At 59.9% G+C, this 24429-nt stretch carries 18 protein-coding genes and 1 pseudogene; 12 read left to right on the top strand and 7 right to left on the bottom strand.

Annotated elements, in window-relative coordinates; all coding sequences use genetic code 11:
- Positions 1-110 precede the first annotated feature (110 nt).
- From H1204_RS41915 to H1204_RS41900, 4 genes are all read right to left on the bottom strand, one after another.
- On the bottom strand, positions 111-296 hold the full coding sequence (locus tag H1204_RS41915; protein WP_180735984.1) for a hypothetical protein: 186 nt from the start codon (positions 294-296) through the stop codon (positions 111-113).
- A 415-nt stretch (positions 297-711) separates the two neighbouring features.
- Complete coding sequence (locus H1204_RS41910; RefSeq protein WP_180735983.1) at positions 712-3678, bottom strand: FAD-binding and (Fe-S)-binding domain-containing protein; 2967 nt, start codon at positions 3676-3678, stop codon at positions 712-714.
- Between the two features lie 137 nt (positions 3679-3815).
- Positions 3816-5399 (bottom strand): PucR family transcriptional regulator, encoded by a 1584-nt coding sequence (locus H1204_RS41905; RefSeq protein ID WP_243469082.1) that lies wholly within the window; start codon positions 5397-5399, stop codon positions 3816-3818.
- Between the two features lie 27 nt (positions 5400-5426).
- Positions 5427-6713 carry an MFS transporter gene (locus H1204_RS41900; RefSeq protein ID WP_180735981.1) on the bottom strand — a complete coding sequence of 429 codons (1287 nt, stop codon included), beginning with the start codon at positions 6711-6713 and terminating at the stop codon, positions 5427-5429.
- 254 nt (positions 6714-6967) lie between these two features.
- Between H1204_RS41900 and gabT the strand changes: the two genes are divergently transcribed.
- The 6 genes from gabT (at position 6968) to H1204_RS41870 (ending at position 14265) form a co-directional block, all read left to right on the top strand.
- Positions 6968-8266 carry a 4-aminobutyrate--2-oxoglutarate transaminase gene (gene gabT, locus H1204_RS41895; protein ID WP_180735980.1) on the top strand — a complete coding sequence of 433 codons (1299 nt, stop codon included), beginning with the start codon at positions 6968-6970 and terminating at the stop codon, positions 8264-8266.
- 3 nt (positions 8267-8269) lie between these two features.
- Positions 8270-9472 carry an aldehyde dehydrogenase family protein gene (locus H1204_RS41890; RefSeq protein WP_180735979.1) on the top strand — a complete coding sequence of 401 codons (1203 nt, stop codon included), beginning with the start codon at positions 8270-8272 and terminating at the stop codon, positions 9470-9472.
- 85 nt (positions 9473-9557) lie between these two features.
- Positions 9558-9896 carry a tRNA-binding protein gene (locus tag H1204_RS41885; protein ID WP_180736283.1) on the top strand — a complete coding sequence of 113 codons (339 nt, stop codon included), beginning with the start codon at positions 9558-9560 and terminating at the stop codon, positions 9894-9896.
- A gap of 48 nt (positions 9897-9944) precedes the next feature.
- Positions 9945-11546 (top strand): amidohydrolase family protein, encoded by a 1602-nt coding sequence (locus H1204_RS41880; protein ID WP_180735977.1) that lies wholly within the window; start codon positions 9945-9947, stop codon positions 11544-11546.
- Positions 11547-11554: 8 nt separating this feature from the next.
- Positions 11555-12532, top strand: a complete 978-nt coding sequence (locus H1204_RS41875; protein WP_180735976.1) for a GTP-binding protein — start codon at positions 11555-11557, stop codon at positions 12530-12532.
- Between the two features lie 935 nt (positions 12533-13467).
- Positions 13468-14265, top strand: a complete 798-nt coding sequence (locus H1204_RS41870; protein WP_180735975.1) for an IclR family transcriptional regulator — start codon at positions 13468-13470, stop codon at positions 14263-14265.
- A 12-nt stretch (positions 14266-14277) separates the two neighbouring features.
- Here the strand turns inward: H1204_RS41870 and H1204_RS41865 are convergent, their stop codons facing one another.
- The gene (locus tag H1204_RS41865) at positions 14278-15603 is read right to left on the bottom strand and encodes an MFS transporter (protein WP_180735973.1); all 1326 of its coding nucleotides are present in this window, start codon (positions 15601-15603) and stop codon (positions 14278-14280) included.
- A 241-nt stretch (positions 15604-15844) separates the two neighbouring features.
- On the opposite strand from H1204_RS41865, the gene H1204_RS41860 reads away from it, so the two are divergent.
- The 6 genes and pseudogenes from H1204_RS41860 to H1204_RS41840 all read left to right on the top strand — a co-directional run bounded on the left by H1204_RS41860 (position 15845) and on the right by H1204_RS41840 (position 22086).
- Positions 15845-16630, top strand: a complete 786-nt coding sequence (locus H1204_RS41860) for an enoyl-CoA hydratase/isomerase family protein (protein WP_180735972.1) — start codon at positions 15845-15847, stop codon at positions 16628-16630.
- Positions 16631-16644: 14 nt separating this feature from the next.
- Positions 16645-18747 (top strand): acetate--CoA ligase family protein, encoded by a 2103-nt coding sequence (locus tag H1204_RS41855; RefSeq protein ID WP_180735970.1) that lies wholly within the window; start codon positions 16645-16647, stop codon positions 18745-18747.
- A gap of 311 nt (positions 18748-19058) precedes the next feature.
- A pseudogene (locus H1204_RS53075) lies at positions 19059-19479 on the top strand (ACT domain-containing protein).
- A gap of 591 nt (positions 19480-20070) precedes the next feature.
- Positions 20071-20781 (top strand): SDR family oxidoreductase, encoded by a 711-nt coding sequence (locus H1204_RS41850; protein WP_180735969.1) that lies wholly within the window; start codon positions 20071-20073, stop codon positions 20779-20781.
- A gap of 276 nt (positions 20782-21057) precedes the next feature.
- Positions 21058-21474, top strand: a complete 417-nt coding sequence (locus H1204_RS41845; protein WP_180735968.1) for an organic hydroperoxide resistance protein — start codon at positions 21058-21060, stop codon at positions 21472-21474.
- 78 nt (positions 21475-21552) lie between these two features.
- Complete coding sequence (locus tag H1204_RS41840; RefSeq protein WP_180735967.1) at positions 21553-22086, top strand: tautomerase family protein; 534 nt, start codon at positions 21553-21555, stop codon at positions 22084-22086.
- A gap of 431 nt (positions 22087-22517) precedes the next feature.
- Here H1204_RS41840 and H1204_RS41835 read toward each other — a convergent pair whose 3' ends face one another.
- Positions 22518-23561 (bottom strand): GlxA family transcriptional regulator, encoded by a 1044-nt coding sequence (locus H1204_RS41835; protein ID WP_180735966.1) that lies wholly within the window; start codon positions 23559-23561, stop codon positions 22518-22520.
- A 67-nt stretch (positions 23562-23628) separates the two neighbouring features.
- Positions 23629-24429, bottom strand: a complete 801-nt coding sequence (locus tag H1204_RS41830) for a crotonase/enoyl-CoA hydratase family protein (protein WP_180735964.1) — start codon at positions 24427-24429, stop codon at positions 23629-23631.

The raw sequence follows: 24429 nt of genomic DNA, 5'->3' as shown, positions 1-24429 counted from the left end.
TCTGCTTAACCCAAGCGTACCTGGAGGTCGCGGTATCTGGTTTCGCTTGTAGGCATTATTTGTGACGTCGCCAGTTCAACTTTGCGGTCGTCGCAGCATTTCATGCTGCGTCAGGTCGCTGGTACGAGGTCGTCGGAAAACAGAGGCGCCGTCAGTGCGGTTAGCAGGCGGATTTCCTCCGTTATGGCTTTCTCCGGAACTACTTCAATGCACATGAAAGCGAACGCGCCGACGGTCCGCTTGCAGACGACGACAGGGATGTTGACGAGCGTCGCGCTGCCGAGCGACTTGAGCAATTGATGGTCGGGAAAGTAATGCTCAAGATCTGCGTCGTTGTTGCGACGAGGACTTCACCTCGTTCGAGAACTTTCCGGGCCCAGTCAGACCCTGACAGCTGCTTCCAGCCGCCCACCGGGTAGGCGCTCGGCACGGTCGAAAAGATTCTTCTGACGGCTCCGAGTTCATTTGGAGCGTCTCGACGAGGGCGAGACACAAGCGCAGTCGCTTGAAGAAACGGCAGACGAAGTTTGACCACGTCGAGCCACCCTTGGATTGCCGCGTCTCGCGAAGTCGCTTGACGAATGGCAACCTGTGCCTGGGCGAGAGTCGCAGATAGGTCGCCGCTACTGGTGTTTGTTGCAGCGCCGCTGGTCCGCGAAAAAACGGCGGCAGTTGCGCTCAGTGTGGCGAGACTTGCGAAGTGTCTACGGTTCATGCAGTTTCTTCCTGCGTGCAATCTTTCCCAGCGCGGGATGGCGGGCTTTTTACCGCCCTTGCGTCGAGCCACTGCGCGAGGTGTATCGCGGAGCGTCCTGTGGTGCTTCGAATCTGCGAGCGACAGCTGAATCCGTCGCTAATCAATACTGCGGTATCGTCAAGCGGCTGGATTTTGGGAACGAGTTCAGATTCGGCAACCAAGCGGGCAACGTCAGCGGTCTTTGTGTGGTACCCGAATGCACCGGCCATCCCGCAGCATCCTGTCTGGAGTACTGCTCCCGATTGAGCGGCTTTGCCGACAAGCCGGGACTCAGCCTGCGTTCCGCCACAGGCTTTCTGATGACAGTGACCATGCACGTAGACGCGCTCGTCGAGTTTGGGAACATCGAATCCTTCTGCCTCGAGGTACTCGGCCAGCGTCTTGACCGAGGCAGCCAGCGTGGTTGCGCGTTCGTCGGTGGGAAAGAGCGAGCGAAGTTCGTCACGGAAGACGGACAGGCAACTGGGTTCCAGCACGACGACCGGCATCCTCAGCGCGATGACGTCTTTGAGTTGCGTCATGATGTCGACGAGGTTGCGCTTCGCGTGGTCCAGCATGCCGGCGTCATAGTACGGACGGCCGCAGCAAATCTGTTTGCGCATGAGCCGGACCGTGACGCCATACGATTGCAACACGCGCACAGATGCTTCGAGCACTTCCGGGGAAAACCCGTTGTTGAATGTGTCGGTCCAGAGCAAGACCGTTCTCGGCTCGCCATTCAGTGCGCGCGCGTCCTGAACAAGGTGCTTGCAGGTCTCGGTGTTGCGGAAGGCCGTTGATGCGATAGCGGGAAATTTGACGTGCGACGCGAGTCCGAATTTTTCGGCTGCCGCCCGGAACGGCCGCAATTTCATTGCTGTGTTGACCACTCCGCTGATGTGCGTTGCAAGAGGCAGCCAGCTTCCGATGTGCCCAATCATTGTATCCATCAGCGGGCGTTTCGCTTTCTGATAATGTTGGTACAGGAAGTGACTCTTGTACTTGGCCAGGTCGACATGCGTCGGGCAGTCGCTACGACACCCCTTACACGCGAGGCAGTTATCCAGCGAGTCCTTCACGTCCTTATTGTCCCAACCGTCCGTAAAGACCTCACCTTTGAGCAACTCAAAGAGCAGACGACTTCGTCCACCCGTCGAATACTTTTCTTCGCGGGTTGCGCGATAGCTCGGACACATGGTTCCGCCTTCGAGAGAGCGGCACTTACCCATGCCGATGCAACGTTCAGTGGCACGAGCGAACGTATCCGGGCATTGCAGGTTGCCGAACGAAAAATGACTCGGGACGTCGACGCGGCGATACGTTGGTCCGAGCCGTAGATTCTCATCGACGGGCATCGCGTCAATGAGCTTGCCCGGATTCATGCGATTCTTCGGGTCCCAGATTGTCTTGAATTCGCGGAACGCGTCCATGAGTTCGGGTGAGTACATCAGCGAGAGCAGTTCGCCCTTGGCCTGTCCATCGCCGTGTTCACCCGAAAGAGAGCCCTCGTACTTGACGACGAGCTTTGCGGCTTCCTCCAGGAAGTTTCGCCATGTGTGAATCCCCTGGCTGTTGCGGAGATCAAAGTTGATGCGAGAGTGAATGCACCCATCGCCAAAGTGGCCGTACATGTTGGTCGTGTAGCCATAGCGCTTGACCAGTGCGGAAAACTCCCGCAGGTACGCGCCAAGGAGGCGAGGTTCGACTGCCGCGTCTTCCCAACCCACGACAGGGTCTGGCTTCGACAGGTCGTCGCCGATGGAGGTGGCTGAGGCGCCGGTTTCACGAATCGACCAAAGCCGCTTCATCAGTCCGACATCGGAGACCACGCGCGTCTTCGGACGACCGGGCAGCGTATTCGCCAGGTCCGCAGCTGCTTGTGCCCACGCAAGTGACGATTCGAGACTGTCGGTGCCAAACTCGACCATGAGCCACGCGTTGCCATCAGGTAATTCGGCGATGTCGGCAAGCGCAAGTCCTCGTTCTCGCAAACCCCCAACGATGCCGGTGTCGAGCCCTTCCATCGCGATGGGCTCGAGAGGGAGCAGTTGAGGGACGCAGTCAGCCGCATCAAAGATGGTAGGAAACCCGAAGACAGTAACGACGCGCGCGGTCGGGTTACGCACCAGGGTCGTTGTTGCTCGCAGGACCGAGACACATGTACCTTCCGAGCCGACGAGCGCACGTGCAATGTTGAAGCCGTTTTCCGGTAGCAACTGGTCGAGGCTGTAGCCCGAGACCCGGCGTTTGAGCTTGGGGAAGCCGGCGCGAATCTCGTCCGCGTGGCGGTCTACCAAGTCTCTGAGCGCTTGAACAATCTCGGCGCGCCGACCGCCCGCAGCCAGGTGTGCCTGGAACGCATCTGCATCGGTCGGTCCGACCCAGAACCGGTCTCCGTCGTACGTCAAGACTTCCATCGACTCAATGTTCTCTGCCATCTTGCCAGCCGTTACCGAATGCGCACCGCAGGAATTGTTGCCGACCATGCCGCCGATGGTGCAACGGCTATGCGTAGCGGGGTCTGGACCAAAGGTCAGCCCTTCAAGGGCTGCCGCGTTGTTCAGTTGGTCGCAAATAACGCCTGGTTGGACGACCGCAGTGCGAGCGCTGGCATCAAGTTGTTCGATTCGAGTCAGGTGACGGGATGTGTCGATAACGACGGCAACGTTGACGGCCTGACCGCACATTGACGTACCCGCACCGCGCGTGAGTACGGGTACGTCGGCGTCGTGACAGGCGCGCATGATAGTGACAACATCCTCGACAGTGCGAGGAAGGACAACGCCAATCGGAACTTGCCGGTAGTTCGACGCCTCGGACGCATACGCCGCGCGAGACCCTGCATCGAACCTGATGTCGGCATCCGTCGTTTCGGCAAGTTGGCGCTGCAGCGAAAGAAGCTTGTTGAGGTCCGGGCGTGAGGAAGACGATTCTGAATTCATTGGTCGCGAAATACGGTAAGAGCGGCAGGGGAACGGCTCAGCGCGAGCTGCGCTTTTTGCCAAGAAGTCCCACGTCATTCCGAATTAAAACGCGACTCAAAGCTGAAGTCTTCCTACCTAAAGTAGGAACATATGGTTCAATCTTCGCGCAGCCGGTACAGAGCGATCGCGACCTGAAGCTGGAAACGAATCTTCGGGTCTTCCAGCGTGACTTTGAGAATCTCTTCAATTCGCTCGAGGCGGTATCTCATCGTGCTGATATGGATGCCGAGTAAACGGGCGGCGTTGGCCAGTTGGAAGCCCTCGTCGGCGAGCGTGCAGAGCGTATCGAGCAGAGATTCGCCGCGCGGCCGCGAGACCAGAGGTGTAACAAGCCGTTCGATGAGCACGTCCCGCGCATTTGCGTCACCAAGGAGCGCGCGAGGAAAAAGAATCTCGTCGAATCGATGCAGTCTTCCAGCGCGCAGCGTGGGAAGTAAGGCGTCAACGTCTTTCGAGCCGGTCGCCATGCCGTCGATTCCGGAGTGGACGCGGCTGATTGCCATGGCTGCACGCTGGTCGTTAACTGCCTCCCACAATGACTCTGGCGAAGCCTCTGCCGGAAGGATGAACTTAATCTGGTTCAGCCAGATTGCGAGCAGCTCCGGCTGACCTGTTGCGCGTAGTTGGTGTTTCAGCGATTCGACCCATCGTTCGCGGCGATTCAGTCCTTCCGTGGTGAGCGGGATGGGCTCATCTAGAAGCACAAGACAGATTTGATACTGATTGGTCTGGCTCCAGCCGCATACTCGCGCGCGCTCCAACGCGCTGGGCGTCGCTGAGAACTCGCCGTCCAGCAGACCCGCGACGAGCGCGTAGCCCAAGCGGTCCTCCTGTTGCGTGAGCTGCCGCTGGTGCATGAGATGAAGAGCGGCTACGACGCTCGCATGTTCCATCGCGCGTGCATCCACCTCGTCCACTTCCGAGCCGTCCAGGTCGAGCCAAATCACCGCGACAAGTGTGTCGTGGAGGCGAACTGAGAGCCGAAGCCGATACAAGGTATCGTCGCCAGGCTGGAACTTCACGCGGGTCGGCCTTTGTGCGCCACTCGAGTCGATGGGCGATTGCGAGAGAGAGGCGACGAATTGGTCTTCGAGGGACTGCGAATCGGAGTTTGCCGCGGACGTTCCAAGCAACTCACCCGAGACGTTCGTGAATGTGACCTCGCGACCAACGAGTTTTCGCAGCGTGTCTGCGATGTCGCTCAAACTGTTGGCGGTCACCGCCGCGTTGGTCAGCGCCCGATGCAGTTGCTCGGAGCGCTCGATAATCTCAGCTTGAAAGTTGATTATCTTCGCGAGAATTTCGTGGGTGACTTGACTGAACTGTATCTCCCACGGCAATTCGAGCAGAGGAAGGCCTACGCTACGAGCTTCTTCGACAGCCTCGTCTGGGAAGTGTTCTCGAAAACGAGGGACTGCGAGAACAACGCCAGCGAGGCCGACCTCGCTTAGTTCACGCACCAGTCGTCGTGAAGTCTCTGCGTCGTTTGGCCAGTTGTACCCGGTTGTTAGCAGCAACTCGCCAGCTTTCACCCAATTGACGATGTCTGGGTGGTCAACCATGTGAACCCAGGTAATTTCGCGCTGGAGATTCTCCTCTCCGGCAACGACTTCGGCTTCACGTAGGACGGTCTCACGGATGGCGGTGTCAAGCTTCATGGCGGCGAATAGTTTCGCCACGGTATCAACTCGACACCGCGGCATCGATTAAACCTCGTTGGGCTGTCGGTAACCGAACAGAACGCCGAGCAGGCTGAACGCGGCGGCGAAGATAACGTAAATGGCCGGTGCCATCGGCGTTCCCGTTGTGCTGATGAGCCACGTCAAGATAAGGGAGGCGAAGCCGCCAAACGTCATGACCGCGAGATTGTAGGCGACTGAAAGGCCAGTCGAAAGCACCTTGGTGGGGAACGTTTCCGACAACGCGGCCAGAATGGGACCGGTATAAATCGCGATGAGTACGCCGAAGACTGCCTGAAACACGCAGAGCGTCGCGACCGACGGCGACTTCACAATCAGGGCGAACAGCGGCCACGCGAGGACGAGCATTGCTGCTGATGCGCCGCCCAACAGCCACTTGCGGCCGACCTTATCCGAATACCAGCCAGTGAACGGTGAGCAGACGGTGATGACACTGCCGCCGACCATTGCAGCGATGAACGATGCCGATTGCGGAAGCTTCAGGACCTTGACCGAGAAAGTCGGCATGTAGAAAAGAATCACATAGATACACACCGTCCACAGCACGACCATTGCGAAGCTCGCGAAGGCTTGCCAGGGATAGTCGCGCAGCACATCAGAGAGCGGCGTCTTCGACTTCTCCGCGTCCAGGAAAACCGGCGTCTCGTCCAGATTTCGACGGATGAAGAAGCCGATAGGTCCGATGAGCAGGCCTGAGAGAAACGGGATACGCCAGCCCCAGCTTTCCATGTCCGCAGTAGAGAGACCAAGCGTAATGCCGGTACCGAAACACGCGCCGAGTAGCACCGCGAACCCGATGCTCGTCTGAATCCAGCTGGAGTAGTACGCTTTTTTGCCCTTCGGAGCGTGTTCGGTCAGAAACGCAGTTGCCGTGCCCATTTCGCCGCCAGCAGAGAAGCCTTGCAGGAGACGCGCAAGGACAATCAGGCAAGGTGCGGCCAAACCGATCTGCGAATAGGTCGGAGCCAGCCCGATGATTGCCGTGCCCGCGCACATCAGAAGGATGGTCAACGACAATGCCGCTTTACGGCCCGCGCGGTCGGAATAGATACCGATGAGAATCCCGCCGAATGGGCGCACAAGAAAACCCACGCCAAACGTCGCTACCGAAAGCATCAGCGAGGTGAGGTCGTTACCGGTCGGAAAAAACAGCTTGGCGATGGTGATGGCAAAAAAGCCGTACACCATGAAGTCGAACCATTCGAAACCGTTCCCTAGAACGGTCGCAACGATGGCGCGCCGTCGTGCCGTCCGCTCGTCCTGATACTCTGCTGCCAGATTCACCGTGTTCATCTCCGCTCCCGGTACGTGCTCAAGCTCTTTTCAATGGGTCGGCGCGGTTCGCCAGGAACCAGCCGTATCTCATTGAAGCCAGCCAGAAATCGCATAACTACCCACGTTTGATAGGAACGGCAGCTTCAAGATTAGTATACGAAGTAGGAATTTCGTCAAAATAGATGAAAATCCGTGGTCATATTCCTACTTAAAGTAGATGTTCTCTGTGTTTGTGGCTTCCTACTATGAGTTCCACCTCAGGAGGTCATTTCATGAACAAGAGTCTCGAAAAAGCTCAGAGCGCCGCCGCGCTTCGCCAAACCTACGTTGCCCGCGGCGTTGCGACGGCACACCCGGTCGTTGCAACGCGTGCCGCAGGTGCTTATCTCTGGGACGAGAGCGGGCGTAAATTCCTCGATTTCGTTGGTGGTATCGGCGTTCTGAACGTTGGTCATAACCACCCGGCCGTCGTCGCAGCCGTGCAGCAACAGCTCGAATCGTTCTCGCATGTGTGCTTTCAGGTTGTGAGCTACGAGCCGTACCTGCGCCTGGCAGCACGCCTGTCCGAACTGGTGGCGCCGGGGCAAGGCTATAAATCGGTCTTCCTGACCACGGGTGCAGAAGCCGTCGAAAACGCAATCAAGATTGCTCGCGGCTATACGAATCGCCCCGGCGTCATTGCTTTTCGCGGTGGTTTCCATGGCCGCACGCTGCTCGGGATGTCGCTCACCGGTATGAGCGCCCCCTACAAGCAGAACTTCGGACCGTTCGCGCCCGATGTCTATCACGCACCGTATCCGAACGCATATCACGGCATCTCGTCAGACGACGCCTTGAAGGCTCTCGAGACGATTTTCAGCACGCAGATCCAACCGGACCGTGTCGCTGCGATTATTCTCGAGCCGGTCCAGGGCGACGGCGGCTTCCTCGCAGCGCCGGCCGAATTTATGCGGGCTCTGCGCGAACTCACGACGAAGCACGGAATCGTTTTGATTTGCGATGAAATCCAGACGGGCTTCGGCCGCACCGGCACGATGTTCGGATTCCAGCACTCGGGCATTCAGCCTGACCTCGTGACGGTGGCCAAAAGCCTCGCAGGTGGCTTGCCCATCTCTGGCGTCGTCGGCCGGGCTGAAATTGTCGATGCGCCGACTCCCGGCGGATTGGGTGGAACCTATGGTGGTAACCCGTTGGCGTGTGCGGCCGCGAATGCAGTGCTCGACATCTTCGAACAAGAAGACTTGCTGGAGCGCAGTGTCGAAATTGGCGAGCAACTCCGTGTCGGCCTCGAGGAGCTCAAGTCCTCGCATCCGGAGATGGGCGAAATCCGTCAGACGGGCGCGATGGTGGCTGTAGAGTTCGTCTCCGACGCTCAGGCCAAGACGCCGGACAGCGCGCTGACTCAGCGAGTGCTCGATACGGCACGCGAAGAAGGCCTGTTGATTATCAAGTGCGGTGTCGAGCGTAACGTCGTGCGCTTTCTTTCGCCGCTGACCGTGTCCGACCAGGACGTAGCCGACGCACTCGGTATGTTTGGACGTGCGCTGGCCGTGGCCAGGACCGCAGCATAAGCGATGCAAGACGGACAGTTCACCGCGGTAAGTCACCCGTTGCCCGCGCGCTCGTCCAGCGTGCGGGCCAGCGTCACACGCCGTTTTGACATCAGCAGCCCTTTCGACGGTACGGTCGTTGGTAGCGTGCCCGACACCGACTGTCGGACCGTCTCGGCCAGCTTCGAAAGAGCCTCAATCGTTGCCGGTTCTCTGCAAAACACACGAACCGTCCAGGAGCGATTGTGCGTCTGGGCCAGAAGGATTGCTGTACAACGTGAGCAGTTGGCGCGCCTCATCAGCCACGAGACCGGCAAGCCAATCAGGTTTGCTCGTCTTGAAGTGCTGGCGGCTCTGGCGACTCTCGACCTGTACTGTCCTAGCGCTGCGGTGCCGCTGTCGCCCGAGGCAACTGCATCGCGAACTACCTTCAGCATATTGAACTGGTGTGACCCCGTGCTGTCGTTGGCAACGGAGGCCGTCGCCGTCCTGGGCGCGGGACGCGCGCTGGTAGTGAAGCCGTCTTCCCGTGCCTCGCTCACATTGTTGTCGCTTGCATCGTTGTGGAATGAAGGTAGCGAACTGGACGGCTTATTAAGCGTCGTGTCTTCGACAGATGACATTGGAATGCTTCGTCTGGCACTCATGGATTCTCGCGTCAGCGAAGTGAGGTTTCGAGGGAGCCGCGAGGTGGGAAGCTACATCTTGCGTGCGTGCGACGAAGCATTGATGCCTGCGACGATAACAACGGTCAGCCGGGCTCCGCTGGTCGTAGATGAAAATTTGAACCTCGAATCCACATGCGACGCGGTCATACACCGAGCATTCTTTCCTCCTTTGCGCGCAGAAGCCGAACGCGTATCGTGTCTTTATGTTCACGACTCGATTGCGGATTCGGTCGTCTCGACGCTCGTCGAGCACGCAAATCGACTGCGCGTCGGAGACCCGCTTGACGAGCAAACCGACGTCGGACCGCTTATCGACGACGTTGCGGCGACGCTTGTTGAGGAACAAATCGAAGACGCGGTAGCCCATGGTGCGACGCTTCCGATTTTCGAACGTACGGCTGAGCGTCGACATTTTCGCCCAATCATTCTGGACTATGTTCAACCATCCATGCGCGTTTGCCAGGAGGAACTCGAAGGTCCTCTGCTCCCTGTAGTCAGATACAAACACCCATCCGATGTGCGGGCAGTGGAAATGCGGAACACCGAAGCACCGGTATAGCAACGGAGCTACTTCCGCCCGAACGCAGTTCGATGTCGGAGTGTTCTTGTTGGGCTTTGAATCAATATTTTCTGACAGTGACAACATGAGTGATACGACTCCCTACGAAGCATTTTCAATGGTCGACATGCGGGCTGGTCGCATTGCACGAGTCGAATTGAATACCGAGGCACGTAAGCCTGCCTACAAGATCTGGATTGATTTTGGTGACCTTGGTGAGCTATCGACGAGCGGTCAGTACACAGCGCTGTACGAAGCTGAAGAACTGGTCGGGCAAATGGTCATCGGTGCAGTGAACCTCGGCAGTCGTCGTATCGCGGGTTTCAAGTCTGAGGTTCTTATGCTTGGCGTTGAGCAGGCCAATGGCGCGGTTGTCTTTCTGAAGCCTGAGCGCGACGTCGCGCTTGGTACGAAGGTTTTCTGAAGGATTGCCGCTGATGCCCGCGAGGGCCAAACCTGTCACGGAGACAACATGAACGCGCCTGAAGCAGAGATTGAAGTTGGCGAAGAAATGGTCGCTGGTTTCGCCAAAAAAGGTTTGGGACAGGTGCAGGCCGCGACAAAGCGAGACCGCGGCCTCGGTCCATTTCGTCGGCTCGTTCTGCGCGGCGCAATGGTCATCGATGGGACAGGAGCGCCGCCTTGGGGGCCAGCGGATATTGTCGTCGAGGACGGACGCATTGCTCAGGTAGCCGCGGTCGGCGTGCCCGGGTTGCCCATCAATCCGGCACGTCGTCCGGTCGCAGGCGACCACGAGATTGACTGCTCCGGAAAATTCGTAACACCGGGCTTTATAGATTGCCACGCGCATATCGGCACGCCGTTCCACGCGGAGAACGGCGAGATGTTGCCGGCAGACTATATCTACAAGCTCTGGCTGGCTCATGGTGTCACGAGCGTACGTGAGGCTGGGACGATGAACGGCCTTGCCTGGACGCAGCAGCAGGCGGCAGCGGCCGATGAGGGGCAGATTGCTGCTCCGACGCTATATCCGTACGTCTACTTTCCGGCGGTCAACGATTACCTGAAGACCATCTTCACGCCCGAGCAAGGACGTGAATGGTTGCGCAAGGCACACGCGAAAGGGGCGCGAGGCGTCAAGTTCTTTGGCGCGCCTCCCGCAATCATGGAATCCGCGCTCGACGAAAGCAGGAAGCTCGGGCTGCGCACCTGCTGCCACCACGCGCAGCTGTCGGTGGGGCGCATGAATGCGTTGCGTACAGCCCGCTGGGGACTGACAAGCACCGAGCACGCGTACGGTATCCCGGAGGCGCTGTTTGACGGTCGCACTCTCCAGTCGGTCAGTGACGACTACAACTACAACGATGAATACATGCGGTTTGCGACGGCTGGCCAGACCTTTCTGCAAGCAGCCAGGCCTGGCAGCGCAAAGTGGAATGAGGTAATCGAGGCCTTCCTGGAAGCGGGACACACCTTCGTTCCGACGATGAATGTTTACGACAGTAATCGTGACCTGATGCGTGCGCGCCGTGCTGACTGGCACGATGAATATACTGACAGCACCACGTGGAAGTATTTCCAGCCCCAACGCGGCGGGCACGGTGCGTACTTCTATCGCTGGTCCGTAAAGAACGAGGTCGAGTGGAAGGAGAGCTTCCGCATCCTCATGACTTTCCTCAACGAGTACAAGAATCGCGGCGGGCGCGTTTGCGCAGGAAGCGACTCTGGTTTCATGTACCAAATCTACGGCTTCGGCTTTGTTCGTGAGCTCGAGCTTTTCCAGGAAGCAGGATTCTCACCTCTCGAGGTGCTGCGAGCGGCCACGTCGCACGCGGCTGAACTCCTCGGGATTCTGGACGACGCAGGAACGCTAGAAGTCGGCAAGCGTGCCGACATCCTTGTCCATGACCAGAACCCGTTGACCGACTTCAAGCTGCTGTATGGCACTGGCACGGTCAGATTGAATGAACAAACCAACGGCCCTGAATACAAACGTTGCCTGCTGAAGACAATTCGAGGTGGAATGGTCTACGACGTCGACGAACTGCTGTCCGACGTCCGCGAAATGGTCGCAGGTAGCTGGCCGTCGCCTGCGAATCAACGCACGCGGTGAGGGGCAGCATGCAATATGGACCTCAATTCATTATCGTCTCAGGCATGCTGGGTAGCGGGAAGACCACGCTGCTTGAGGGCCTGCTCGCCAGCGAGATCGCGACCGACACCGCCATCATTGTCAACGAGGCGGGCGAGATAAACATCGACGGGGCTGTGCTCTCTGAGTCGGCGCGCGGAATGTCGATGGCCACGCTTAGTAACGGTTGTGTGTGCTGTTCATTGACGAACGACCTGGTGACCACGGTGCAAGACTTGGTCGAGTCACGTCGGCTCTCGGGGCAGGGTCCATTCGCCCGCATCGTCCTGGAATGCAGCGGTCTCTCGCGGCCTGGGCCCATTGTTTCATCACTGCAGGAACTCGCTGACCTACGGCTTAAGCTGCATCTGGTTACGACCTACGATTGCAGTCGACCGTCGTTGTCGACCGATGACTTTGAGAACGCTGTGGCGCAACTGGCCGCTGCCAGCACAGTCGTTCTCACCAAGGTCGACCTCGTATCGAGTGCCAGGCGCGACGAGGCATTTGAATCCGTGACAGCTGCCAACCCGCTTGCAAGAGTCGTCAACGAGTTCTCGGCATCAGGTCGCGCACGCGAAGCGTTTCTTCCGCCAGACGGTGGAGCGCCGGTACCCGTCACTGACCAATCCACGCGACCAACGCCTCGTCGATTGCTCCACCCGAGAGTCCGTGTGTTTCGAGCTAAGCTCGACGAAAATGAGTCGTGGGAAACAACGCTTGACTGGCTGGAAAACATAGCCGGCGCGCTCGGCGAGCGGCTACTACGAATCAAGGCGATTGTTGCCGGGGATAATCGAAGCGACCGGATTTTGTTGCAAAGCGTAGGAACTACATTCTCTGCACCGCGCCGTCTCAGTCCAAGCTCGCCCGCGCCGCTGGGTGTCATCCTCATCGCGAGGGATTGTGGCAGGCAGGATTTGGAGGCGATTCCCACGCAACACTCGGTAACCTGGTTCGACCATTAGTGATTGAAGACCTGCCGGGAGCATTGCCCGCCTGAGCGCTGGCTAAGGGCTGTGGAGTTGCCTCATGGTGCGAAGGCATTTGCGCTGAAGTTTGCAAGCTTCAGTCACAAATGCTGGCGAGGGGCTACCGGATGTTGCTCGCCCGAGGTCGGGCTGCGACGAACGGAGCGTTCCCGTGGGTGGTGTCATGTCTTTCCGATATCCGGCGGATTGGCGACGCAGTTCCCTAACATGGGCGGATTTGTTCTATCGGCGGGATGCACGGGGCCTGTTAAATAGAGGTGCGGTCAAAGGAAGTACGATTCGATAACAGCGTGCGGAACGATTCTGCTGATGGTGCGAACGACTAGGAGGAGCGTGCACGATGAAGTCGGTAAAGTATGTTTGTGCGTCGAGCAGCAGGAAAATCGATGGAAGGCTCGACGAGAGCGCAGCCTGGTTCGAATTACATCAGGTTGCCCACCTGTTCGGCACGAGTCTCGAACAGGCGGCCAAGTTGCTCCGGCAAGCAGGCACGACGGGCGACATTGAGCGTGCAAAAGACGTCAGGTCGTCCGACCGCTGCAAATGCCTATTGAGTCACCGGGCGGTCGTCGCAGTCGGATACCAGGTAAACTATGGTCGGGCAACAGCCTTCCGTCACTGGTGCGCCTCCGTTCTGACTGTCCTGCTCCGCTAAATCTTAATCAATCCATGGCTAGGACAGTTCCCTTCGGAAGTCGTGAGGACGGGCGCCCGCGCTGAGCGCGTGGGGCGCCACATCATGACTGCGTGCTTTTCATTGGAAAATGATCCTGTGGGTTCCCGCTGCTGCAGCATCGAGCGGAACTGGGATGTAGGAACGTTTGCGGCAGCACTAATCTTTGATAACGTAGCTAGCTGACATCAGCGCAATATTTCGGGTGTCGCCGCGAACCACTACCGACTGATACAGGATGCCATCCAGTTTCGACACGACTTCGCCACGACGTGACTCATCCAGTTCGTTAAACCGCTCGCTCGATCGTGGAATCGACATTCTGCGCGCATTCGGTCCGGGCGCCACCTTGCTGTCCAACAGCGATCTTGTCGAGCGCACGGGCTTGCCGAAGGCGACAGTAAGCCGTCTTGCGGCCACACTGGTTGAGGCCGGTTTTCTGGAGCACGATGCAACGCGACGCGCGTACAGGCTGGGCATTCCCGTGCTCAGTGTCGCGCAGGCTATGCGAAGCGGGTCGACGTTGCTGCAAGCGGCTGCACCGATGATGCGCGATACGGCACAACGCTTGCGGATTAATGTTGGAATAGCAGGTGCAGACGGTGAGGACATGGTGTATCTGGAGTCGGTCCGCTATAGTCCGCGCGCGTCGCTGCGTACAGTCGTTTCCGGCCAACGTGTGCCGATGGAACTGACATCGCTGGGACGGGCGTGGCTCGCGATGCAATCGCCGGCAGACTTCATGTCGATGATCGAGCGTTTCAGGCGCCGCAAGCGCGCAGGGTGGGCCGCGCTGGAGAAGGAGATCGCCGATGCCGTGCGGGCCGTCCATCAGCGCGGATATTGCGTTGCCACCTGGCAGCCTGAGGTGGTTTCGCTTGCGGCACCGCTTGCCATACCGGGGCATCGGCTAACGGTGCTCAACTTCAGTGTGCGTACGGTCGATTCGTTAGAGTCGGTGGTGGATTCGCTTGCGCCGCCACTGCTTCGCCTGCGCGACGAGATCGTTATCGCGACGATGCATATCGAGGGATAGCGCGCCTGTCTACTATTTCTCGCTGATGGCGCGAGCCGGAATACCCAGCACGATAGCAAGCCCGCCGAGAATCGACACGATCGCCACCGCATACAGGCCGAGCGCACTGCTGCCGAAATGCGTAGAAGCGAATCCGATGACTGTCGGCGCGGAAATGCCGCCGAACTGCCCGAGGCTGCTGATGAGACCAATCCCGCTTGCTGCAACCGTGCTGGACAGATACGCAGGCGGAATAGTCCAGAACAGCGACAGCATGCCCAGATAGCCGGCCGTCGCGAGGGAAAGCAGCGCGACCAGTGCACCCGGGTGGCTGGCGAAAGCCGGAAGCAACACGACGCCCAACGCTGCCATCACCGAACTCGCCATGAAGTGCCAGCGACGCTCGAGCATGCGGTCGGAGTTCCTGCCAAGCAGATACATCGCAGCCGCACCGACGATATAAGGAATCGCCGACAGCAGGCCAATGTGCCAGTAGTTCGTGACACCGCTTTTCTGGATCACGCTGGGTGCCCAGATGTGCACGACGATGCTTGCCCACGGTACGCTGAAGTACGCGAAAGTCAGGAAGTAGAACTTCGGTTCCTTCAGCGCAACCCAGATCGACGCATGAGCTCGCGCGGCTTTTGTCTGTGCATCACGGCGCAATTCGCCGAGCAGAACGTCCTTTTCATGCGATGACAGCCAGCTTGCCTGCTCCGGGCGGTCCGTCAGATACATATACGCAAACAGACCCGCAATCACGGAAGGCAGGCCTTCGAGAACGAAAAGCCACTGCCACCCTTTGACATTCATGAAATCCGACAGCGTGTTCAGGATCATCCCCGAAACCGGGCCGCTGATGATTCCCGACACGCAGATGGCCGTCATGAAGATCGCCGTCACTCGCGCGCGGCGCGCCGCTGGAAACCAGTATGTGAAGTAAAGGATCACGCCGGGAAAGAAGCCCGCTTCGGCAGCGCCGAGCAATATGCGCGCGATGTAGAACTGCGTCGGCGTCTGCACGAATGCCGTTGCGGCGGACACGAGACCCCACAACACCATGATGCGCAGCAGCGTCTTCCTGACGCCGACGCGTTCGAGCCAGAGATTGCTCGGCACCTCGAATAGCATGTAGCCGACGTAAAAGAGTCCGACGCCAAGCCCGAATGCGGCATCCGACAGCCCGACATCGCGTGAAAACTGCAAATGCGCAAAGCCGATGTTCGCGCGGTCCATGTAGGCGAACACATAGCAGATGAAAAGAAATGGCAGAAGCCGGATGGTGACCTTGCGGTAGACGGCCTCGGCGCGGGGCCGATCAGATACGGAATCCAGGGGCGCTGTGTGCGCTGTGTGCATGATGTCTCCACTCATTATCGGTTGTGCACTGCGCACCCGGCGCGCCCAAAGTGCTGTGCGTTGGGGGTAATTATCGGCTGCGATCCGCTTGTGACAAGACCGAAGTTTCAACTGATGGAACAGTGATGTTAAGCGATACGATCCTTCACCGTTCCAACCAGTGGAACAACGGGGATGCCGCAGCAGCATGTCGCGACTATGCTTCATTGCACGACATTCACACCGAGCAATCGAGACATCAATGAACCCATCCGCAACCATTCAACTCGTCGTCGAGTCGGGCATCGCCGTCATCACGCTGAATCGCCCCGACAAGCTCAACGCAATGACCGACGACATGCGCACCGAACTGATCGACGCTCTGGAGACCGTGAAGCGCGACAGGCTGGTGCGCGCGATCATCCTCACGGGCAACGGCAAGGGTTTTTGCGCAGGCGGCGACGTGAGCGGCATGGCGCAGCGCATGGAAGCCCCGGCGGGCGACGTCGCCTTCAACGGATGGACACGCCAGCAACGTGTGCATCATACGGTGGACCTGCTGTATTCGATGCCGAAGCCGACCATCGCGGCCGTCAACGGTGCGGCGGCAGGACTCGGCGCAGACATGGCCTTGTCGTGCGACTTTATTGTCGCGTCGGACCAGGCGAGCTTCGCGTGGAGCTACATACGCCGGGGCCTCATACCCGATGGTGGCGGCCTGTACTTTCTCCCGCGACGGGTCGGACTCGCGCGTGCCAAGGATCTCATCTTCAGCGGCCGCAAAGTGGAAGCGAAAGAAGCACTCGACCTCGGCATTGCTGACCGCCTTTGCGCGCCAGATGCATTGCTCGATGAAGCCCGCGCATGGGCATCCAGACTCGGCGAAGGCTCCGCGACCGCGCTGGCACTCGGCAAGTCGATCTTGAACCAGAGCTACGAACTGTCGGCGCAGCAGGTATTCGCGCAGGGGAGCCAGGCGCAGGCGGTGTGCTACACGAGTCGCGAGCATCGCGAAGCAGTGCATGCATTTTTGACGAAGACACGGTGAGCACGGAGACCAGCATGAACGCCATTTCCCGATTGATGCGCCCGAAAAGCGTAGCTGTGGTTGGCGCGTCGGCGGATACGTCGAAGACGTCCGGCCGTCCCATTGCCTACCTGAAAAAGCACGGCTTCGACGGCGCGGTGTATCCCATCAATCCGCGCTACGACACGATCGACGGATTGACCTGCTATCCCAACGTGGCCGCGCTGCCGGAAGCGCCCGATGTGGGCATTGTGTTGCTCGGCGCCGGGCGCGCGTATCTCGCTGTGAAGGATTTGGCGGACCGGGGCACGAGTGCCGCAATCGTTCTTGCGAGTGGCTATGCAGAGACGGGCGACGAAGGCGCGCGGCGACAGGCGCAATTGATAGAAGCAGCCGGGCCGATGCGCCTGCTTGGGCCGAACACGATCGGCCTCGTGAATCTCACTGACGGGATCACGTTGTCCGCGAGCGGCGCGCTCGAAACCGATGCGTTCGCGGCCGGCGGCATCGGCGTCGTGTCGCAAAGCGGCGGCATCCTCGGGGCAATGCTGTCGCGTGCGACGGCGGCGGGCATTGGCTTGTCGAAGCTTGTGTCTACCAGTAACGAAGCCGATCTGGACATGGCCGACTTCGTCGATTATCTGATAGAGGACGAAGCGACGTCGGTAATCGCGCTGTATATGGAAGGACTGCGCGATCCCGAACGGTTTCGCGCGGCTGCGCTTCGTGCTCGGGCCGCGGGCAAGCCGGTCGTCGTGTTCAAGATCGGGCGCTCGGAATCGGGCGCGCGCTCGGCGGTCTCGCATACAGGTGCGCTCGCGGGCTCTGACCGGATGTACGACGCGCTGTTCCAGCAAACGGGTGTGATACGCGCCGCGACATTCTCCGATCTGCTCGATGTTCCGAACACGCTCGCAAGCCGTCGCAAACTCGCCGGTAAGCGCGTCGCTATCCTCACGTCGACGGGTGGTGCGGGGACGCTCGTAGCGGACAGCCTTGGAGTCGCCGGACTCGAAACGCCCGCGCCGGATGAGGCGACCGCGGCCAGCCTGCGCGCATTGCAAACGGGCGACCACGCTGTGCTCGATCGCAATCCGATCGACGTCACGCTGGCGGGGTTGCAGCCGGATCTGTTGCGCAGCGCGATTCGCACTCTGCTTGACAGTTGTAGCTATGACGCAGTTGCGATCATCGTCGGTTCGTCCGGTCTCGCAATGCCGGACCTGATGGCGGGCGCAATCCGCGATTCATTGCCGGGAACGGATAAACCCGTCATTGCGTATGTCAGTCCGCACGCGCCGGGCATCACGCGGTTGTTGAACAGGGAAGGCGTGCCCGCGTTTACGAGCCCGGAGAGCGCGACTAGTGCATTGACGGCGTTGTGGCAGCACGAGGAGAACATGCGACGCGGCAAGAGCGTGCAGGTCCAGCCGAAACAGATCAGCTTCGATCCCGATGAACTCCGGCAGGGCTCGCTCAACGAGGCCGAAGCCAAAGCGCTCTTTGCGAAGTTTGGCGTGCATTCGGTACGTGAAATCCGTGTCTGCAACGCGAAGGATGCAGAAGCCGCAGCGCGAACGCTGGGTGGCCCCGTCGTGCTGAAACTGCTGTCCGACGCCATCACGCACAAGAGCGATGTAGGGGGCGTGGCGATCGGCGTGTCCGCTGATGCTATTGGCGCACGCCTGAACCAGATGCGCGACGATGTTGAGACGGCGACGGGCACGAAGGCCGAGGCCTTTCTCGTGCAGGAAATGGTGACGGGTGGCACGGAAGTGATACTCGGCCTTCATCGCGATCCTCTCGGCTCGGCGATTTTGCTCGGGATGGGCGGTGTGACTGCCGAACTGATCAAGGACACGTCGATGCGTCTGCTGTGTCCGCAGACGGGCCTGTCGCGCGACGACGCGCTCGCCATGATCCGCGAACTCAAGACGTACCCGCTGCTGGATGGGTTCAGAGGCAGACCCCGTGCCGATGTGGACGCACTGGTGTCGGCGGTTGTCGCGTTTGCGCAGATGGCGGTTCAACTGGGCTCCCGGTTGCACGAAGCGGAGATAAATCCGATTTTTGTTCTGCCGGAGGGAAGGGGCGTGTGCGCGGCCGATGGCGTGGCGATCATAGGTCGGCCAACGTAAGTTCATAGGGCGGCAACCATGCCAGACGCGCGTGATCTGATCCATGCACGGAGGCCACTGCCCGTTGTCCTCTTTGGGTTGCTTTGTTGTCCCGTCAGCGTTTGCGGCAAGCGGCGATAGAACCCGGGGTGCGGCCCTGGACCGCCGAAGCTTTGGCGGGTGTCGAGTACCGGCGTTGCATAGCGTCAAACCTCCTGGTGCCGGTCCGGGGTTCCGGTATTCCCGTGTGTCGCTTACGCTGCCGGCCTTGCTCGCGTGCCGTTGGTGACGTAAATTTTAATTGGGAGATGCATCAGGTGGGAGGGACAGCCATGGAACTGAGCGTAGAACGCGTCGATGTTTGGGCCGCTAGCATCGATGACAAACCGGGCGGGCTGGCGCAGGTATTAAGCGCTTTGCGGGATGCTGGCGCAGACTTGCAGTTCGTCGTCGCACGTCGCACGCCGGATGCATCGGGCAAGGGGGTCGTGTTTGTCGCACCGCTGCAGGGGAACAGGAGATCCGTGCCGCGACCAAGGTGGGGTTCAGCGTTACCCCAAGCCTTCACTCCGTCCGTGTAATGGGTTTGGACCAACTGGGGATCATCGCACAGTTGACCCGGATGTTGGCCGATGGGGGATCAACCTCCGCGGCGTTTCCGCCGCTGTACTTGGCACACAGTTCATTGCCTATATCGCGGTTGACTCGTTGGACGATGCCGAAAAGGCAATCGACATACTACAGAGGGCCTGAAGGGCGGGTGCCGGACCGGGAACTGCTTTGTTCTACGCTTCAACACTACAGGCGGCGTGGTCATGCGTGCACTCGCTCGCCGACGTCGCCGTAAGCCGCCGTTCAAAACCGTTGGACCATGCAAGCGTCAGCTTTGTGTCGTCATCGTCCAACGGGTAAAACCGGCCAATTGTTGTCGCTCGCCGATTCCACAAAGCGGTCGCTTGAACGACCGATCCGCATCCGGAACCTGCCACATGCGCCATGAACGCATCTCGGCTTCCGCCTGACACAGGGGCAGGCAGGATCTCGATGTTCTCTGTGAATGCCCGCATGTTCGCAACATGTCCGACGCCGAAGGTGCTTGGCACAAACGCGAGTGGCTGCGCGTACGCGCACAACTGAATTTCAGTTAAAGACCATTTGGACATTCCCAGCCCGCATCCTGACACGCTTGAAGTGCACGGATGACGCACCAGCCGCACTTGTTCCTGGCGATCACAACTGTTTGTCCATTGCGGGTGTACGCAAGTCGCTCGCGGAACCCTAGATTTGCGACCTAACGGCACGGTCAATTCCGACGCGAGCCGAACAAACGTTCAGAGGTCAATCATGAGCAATTCGCAGAAGGTCGCTATCGTGACGGGTGCATCGCAAGGCATTGGCGCCGAGATCGTCGAAGGTTTTCGCGAGCAAGGCTATCGCGTCGTCGCGGTGGCACGCTCGATCAAGCCTTCCGAAGATCCGAACGTCGTGACGATCGCCGGCGACATTGGCGACCGCGAAGTGGCACAGCGCGCCGTATCGGAAGCCGTCAAGCGCTTCGGCCGCGTCGACACGCTGATCAATAATGCGGGCATCTTCATCGCCAAGCCGTTCACGCAATACACGGCGGAAGACTATGCGTCGGTGATGAACGTAAATATGAACGGCTTCTTCCACATTACGCAGCTCGCGATCGTGGAAATGGAAAAGAACAAGAGCGGTCACGTACTGCAGATCACGACGAGCCTTGTCGATCACGCGATCTCGGGCGTGCCGTCGGTTCTCGCATCGCTGACCAAGGGCGGCTTGAACGCGGCCACAAAATCGCTCGCAATCGAATACGCGAAGACAGGTATCCGCGTGAACGCTGTCTCGCCGGGCGCCATCAAGTCGCCGATGCACGCGCCAGAAACGCATGAGGCGCTGGGCGCGCTGCATCCTGTCGGCCATATGGGCGAGATGAGCGACATCGTCAACGCCGTGCTGTATCTCGACTCCGCACCGTTCGTCACGGGCGAGATTCTGCACGTGGACGGCGGCCAGAGCGCCGGGCACTGAGCATGCCGAGGTGCCCTTCCAGGAGGGGCACCCCTCGCGCATTTCCGGGCGGTGATCCGTTTGGTGTCGGGAGAGGCGTGCGACATCTGTTCTGACAATCGACATAACGGTGCGGAACCCGGTCTTGCATTCGCTGGATCTGGCATGCCGCAGCCGTGTATGCGCTGTATCTGCTGGCAGGTTGATACCTGAGATTACAAGTCCGCCGCTTTCCGGCACACGTGGGATACATCTGCGCACTTCAATACTTCCATTGATCAACTGGAGCAAACCATCATGACTCGAATCGAAAACGTGCTGTACACAGGCAAGATCCATACGACGGGCGGCCGCGAAGGGGCCGCGCGCAGTTCAGACGGCCGCCTCGACGTCAAACTTTCGCGACCGGGTTCAGCAGGCGCCGGGACGAATCCCGAGCAGCTGTTCGGCGCCGCCTGGTCGGCATGCTTTATTGGCGCAATGGGTGGGGCCGCACGCGCCTTGAACGTGATGCTGCCCGCCGACACGAGTGTCGATGCCGAAATTGATTTTGGGACCACTGACGGCGCCCACTTTCTCGGAGCGCGTTTGAACGTGAGCCTTCCCGGCTTGCCGCGTGATGTCGCTCAGGCGCTGGTGGACCGGGCACATCAGACCTGTCCGTATTCCAAGGCTACGCGCGGCAACATCGATGTCGTGATTGCGCTCATTTAACCGATATGCATGCCTGAACGAGTAGAAGAGTTCTCGTGCGAACCGCAACGCCAAAACACCTGATGAAGGAGCAGCACCATGCCAATGATCGACGCACTCTGGCCGGAAGATGCCTTGACCCGTGAGGCGGAAGCCCATCTGATAAAAGAATTGACTGACATTCTGATCAAGGCGGAAGGGTATGATCCGGCCAATCCGATTGCACAGCGCGTATCTGTGCTCAATCTCCATCGACCTGCTGCCGTATTCGTCGGTGGGGAGCGCTCGAAAGCAGCGCGTTACCGGATCATTCCGTCGGTGCCTGAAGGCCAATACACCGACGAGTCGCGTAGAGCGCTCGTTAGGGCGGTCACGGAAGCGGTAGCCCGCGCCGAGAGCCGACCGTACGAAGAGGTCGCACCGCGCGTCTGGGTCTTCCCGACGGAGATTCCGGACGGTACTTGGGGCAGTGTTGGCACCATCCTTACGCTGGCCGACATTCATGCTTTGCTTGCCGGTGAAGCCGAACGGAGCGCGGGCGCGGAGCGACTCGCGCGCCGACGGCGCGAAAAGGCACGAATGACGCTCGACGCCACTGTCGATGTATTCCAACGGGCGAGTGACAACGCTTAGCGCGAGCTTGCGGGTCGACGGGTACGAGCCTATCCTGGTGTTGCCGATATTTGCCCGTCGAAGCGTGTCGGGCGCTTTCGGCAAAGGTGTAAGGCCATCGTGGGATTGTGCCTCTCAGCTAGTCGCGGTTCAGCTTAAGTCCAGGATCCGTTGCGCTGCGCGGCCGAATCGGATGGCACTGATCTGACTGGAGGATGACCGCCAGATGGACGAACCCTGTCACTATCCGTATGAACGTGATCGAAAGTCGCTCGATGGCGTTCGAGTGTCGGTTGGGTACGCCAAAGCGGCCTTTGGGCCGCATCCGTGCCAACCGGCCGAATTGAGTCATCTGCTGACTTCCCAACGGGAACCAAGCCGCCGTTCGAACTTGTCGCGGAGCCGACGTCAGCAATGCCGACCACAGCAGCCGTTGGCGGAGCGGGCGTAGGTCATTTCGCTCTGCCCGCTCTTTCCTGTCCCGGGGTGATGTGGAAAGTCTTGCGATAGCAACGCCCCAGATGCGAGGCGCTGGCGAATCCGCATTGCATCGCAATGTCGAAGATCGATGAGGTCGATTCGTGCAACAGCTTTTGCGCGGCTTTCAGGCGCAAATCCAGATAGAACTGCGACGGCCCCATGTTGAAGTGTCGGAGCCACATGCGTTCGAACTGGCGCGGCGAAATGCCGACCAGCGAGGCGAGCGTCTGCACCGGCACGGGCCGCTCGATGTTCTGCTCCATCAGCGTGATCGCATTGACGATGCGCCGGTCCTCGATGCCATAGCGCCATTGAATCGCCATTTTCTGGCTCTCCTGCGATGCCCGGATGCGCGTGTGCAGGAACTGGTCGGCGACGTCGGCGGCGAGCCGATGGCTATGCGCGCGGGCGATCATGTCGAGCATCAGGTCGATCGCGGCCGTGCCGCCGCCGCACGTAAGCCGGTCGCCGTCGATGCAATAGAGGTCGCGCGTGACCGTCAGCGCGGGGAACTCGTCCGCGAGCGCCTTCAACGCTTCCCAATGGATCGTGCAGCGGCGCCGGTCGAGCAGACCGGCGCGCGCCAGAATCATCGTGCCGAGGCTGATGCCGCCGAGCGGCTTGCCGCTCGCCGCATAACGTCGCAGAAAGTCGAACACCGGCTCGCTGCGGTAATTCTCGACGCCGATACTCGCGACGACGAACAACTGATCGACTGCGATCGACGACGTCATGGCCACTTCAGGCAGCAGCGAAAACCCCGAACTCGACGATACCGGCTCGCCGTCGGCGCTGATCAGATGCCAGCTGTAGAGCGGCTTGCCGCTCATCCGGTTGGCGGCGCGCAGCGGCTCGGTGGCCGAACTAAGGGCCATCATCGAGAAGTTCGGCACCAGAAAAAAGCCGATGCGCTGCGTGATGACGGGGCGGTCATCCATTGCGTCCGCGGCGCGCCGCTCCAGATGCAGCGCTGCCGCAAGCTCCGGCGTCTCCTTGATTTTCCTGCGCATGTCCATGCTGCGTTAGCCTGAGTAGAAGGACTGTCGCATATCGCGTTGCGCGGGTCCATCGCGCCATGCGATATCACTCGCCCGTGTAGCGCGGCGGGCGTTTCTCGAAGGTCGCGGCGATTGCTTCGCGATGATCCGCCGTGCGATGCACGATGCCCTGAAAGGCCGCCGACAGTTCCAGCAGACTCGGCAGGTCCATGCGCTGGCCTTCGCGCATCAGGCGCTTGCTCATGCGTAGCACGTTGGGCGGATTGCTGGCGATGCGTTGCGCGAGTTCGAGCGCGGCGGGCAGCAACTGTTCGTCCGGCACGACGCGCGACACGAGCCCCCAGTCGAGCGCGCATTGCGCGTCGATCGGCGTGCCTGTGAAAATCATTTCCGCAGCCCGCGACTGGCCGACCACGCGCGGCAGCAGCCAAGCGCCGCCGTCGCCGGGAATGATGCCGACTTTCGCGAAGCTCTCCGCGAACAGCGCGCTCTGCCCGGCGATGCGGATGTCGCACATCAGCGCGAGATCGCAGCCCGCGCCATGCGCCGGTCCGTTGACGGCGGCGATACACGGCACGTCGAGTTCATGAAACGCGCGCGGAATGCGCTGGATGCCGCGCCGGTAGTTCTCGCGTATCTGCGCCGAGTTGCCGCCGAAGGTGCCGACCTCGTCGCGCATATGCTTGATGTTGCCGCCCGACGAGAACGCGGGACCCGCGCCCGTCAGCACGATCGCGCGCACGTCGATGTCCGCCTGCGCGCGTTCGAGGCTCGCCACCAGCGCATCGACCACTTCCATTTCCGTCAGCGCGTTGCGTGTTTCCGGGCGATTCAGCGTAATGGTCGCGACGCCCGCGTTCAGTTCATAGAGTACCGGTTCATTCAT

The organism is Paraburkholderia sp. PGU19 (assembly GCF_013426915.1).
GTDB lineage: Bacteria > Pseudomonadota > Gammaproteobacteria > Burkholderiales > Burkholderiaceae > Paraburkholderia.
Note: the sequence above shows the minus strand (reverse complement) of the source record. Positions and strands in the feature narration are given on the sequence as shown.

What these genes read in the sequence shown, in the direction of transcription:
- H1204_RS41910 (WP_180735983.1), bottom strand. Translation starts at nt 3,678, where the DNA reads ATGAATTCAGAATCGTCTTCCTCACGCCCGGACCTCAACAAGCTTCTT.
- H1204_RS41900 (WP_180735981.1), bottom strand. Translation starts at nt 6,713, where the DNA reads ATGAACACGGTGAATCTGGCAGCAGAGTATCAGGACGAGCGGACGGCA.
- gabT (WP_180735980.1), top strand. Translation starts at nt 6,968, where the DNA reads ATGAACAAGAGTCTCGAAAAAGCTCAGAGCGCCGCCGCGCTTCGCCAA.
- H1204_RS41890 (WP_180735979.1), top strand. Translation starts at nt 8,270, where the DNA reads ATGCAAGACGGACAGTTCACCGCGGTAAGTCACCCGTTGCCCGCGCGC.
- H1204_RS41885 (WP_180736283.1), top strand. Translation starts at nt 9,558, where the DNA reads ATGAGTGATACGACTCCCTACGAAGCATTTTCAATGGTCGACATGCGG.
- H1204_RS41880 (WP_180735977.1), top strand. Translation starts at nt 9,945, where the DNA reads ATGAACGCGCCTGAAGCAGAGATTGAAGTTGGCGAAGAAATGGTCGCT.
- H1204_RS41875 (WP_180735976.1), top strand. Translation starts at nt 11,555, where the DNA reads ATGCAATATGGACCTCAATTCATTATCGTCTCAGGCATGCTGGGTAGC.
- H1204_RS41870 (WP_180735975.1), top strand. Translation starts at nt 13,468, where the DNA reads ATGCCATCCAGTTTCGACACGACTTCGCCACGACGTGACTCATCCAGT.
- H1204_RS41865 (WP_180735973.1), bottom strand. Translation starts at nt 15,603, where the DNA reads ATGCACACAGCGCACACAGCGCCCCTGGATTCCGTATCTGATCGGCCC.
- H1204_RS41860 (WP_180735972.1), top strand. Translation starts at nt 15,845, where the DNA reads ATGAACCCATCCGCAACCATTCAACTCGTCGTCGAGTCGGGCATCGCC.
- H1204_RS41855 (WP_180735970.1), top strand. Translation starts at nt 16,645, where the DNA reads ATGAACGCCATTTCCCGATTGATGCGCCCGAAAAGCGTAGCTGTGGTT.
- H1204_RS41850 (WP_180735969.1), top strand. Translation starts at nt 20,071, where the DNA reads ATGAGCAATTCGCAGAAGGTCGCTATCGTGACGGGTGCATCGCAAGGC.
- H1204_RS41845 (WP_180735968.1), top strand. Translation starts at nt 21,058, where the DNA reads ATGACTCGAATCGAAAACGTGCTGTACACAGGCAAGATCCATACGACG.
- H1204_RS41840 (WP_180735967.1), top strand. Translation starts at nt 21,553, where the DNA reads ATGCCAATGATCGACGCACTCTGGCCGGAAGATGCCTTGACCCGTGAG.
- H1204_RS41835 (WP_180735966.1), bottom strand. Translation starts at nt 23,561, where the DNA reads ATGGACATGCGCAGGAAAATCAAGGAGACGCCGGAGCTTGCGGCAGCG.
- H1204_RS41830 (WP_180735964.1), bottom strand. Translation starts at nt 24,429, where the DNA reads ATGAATGAACCGGTACTCTATGAACTGAACGCGGGCGTCGCGACCATT.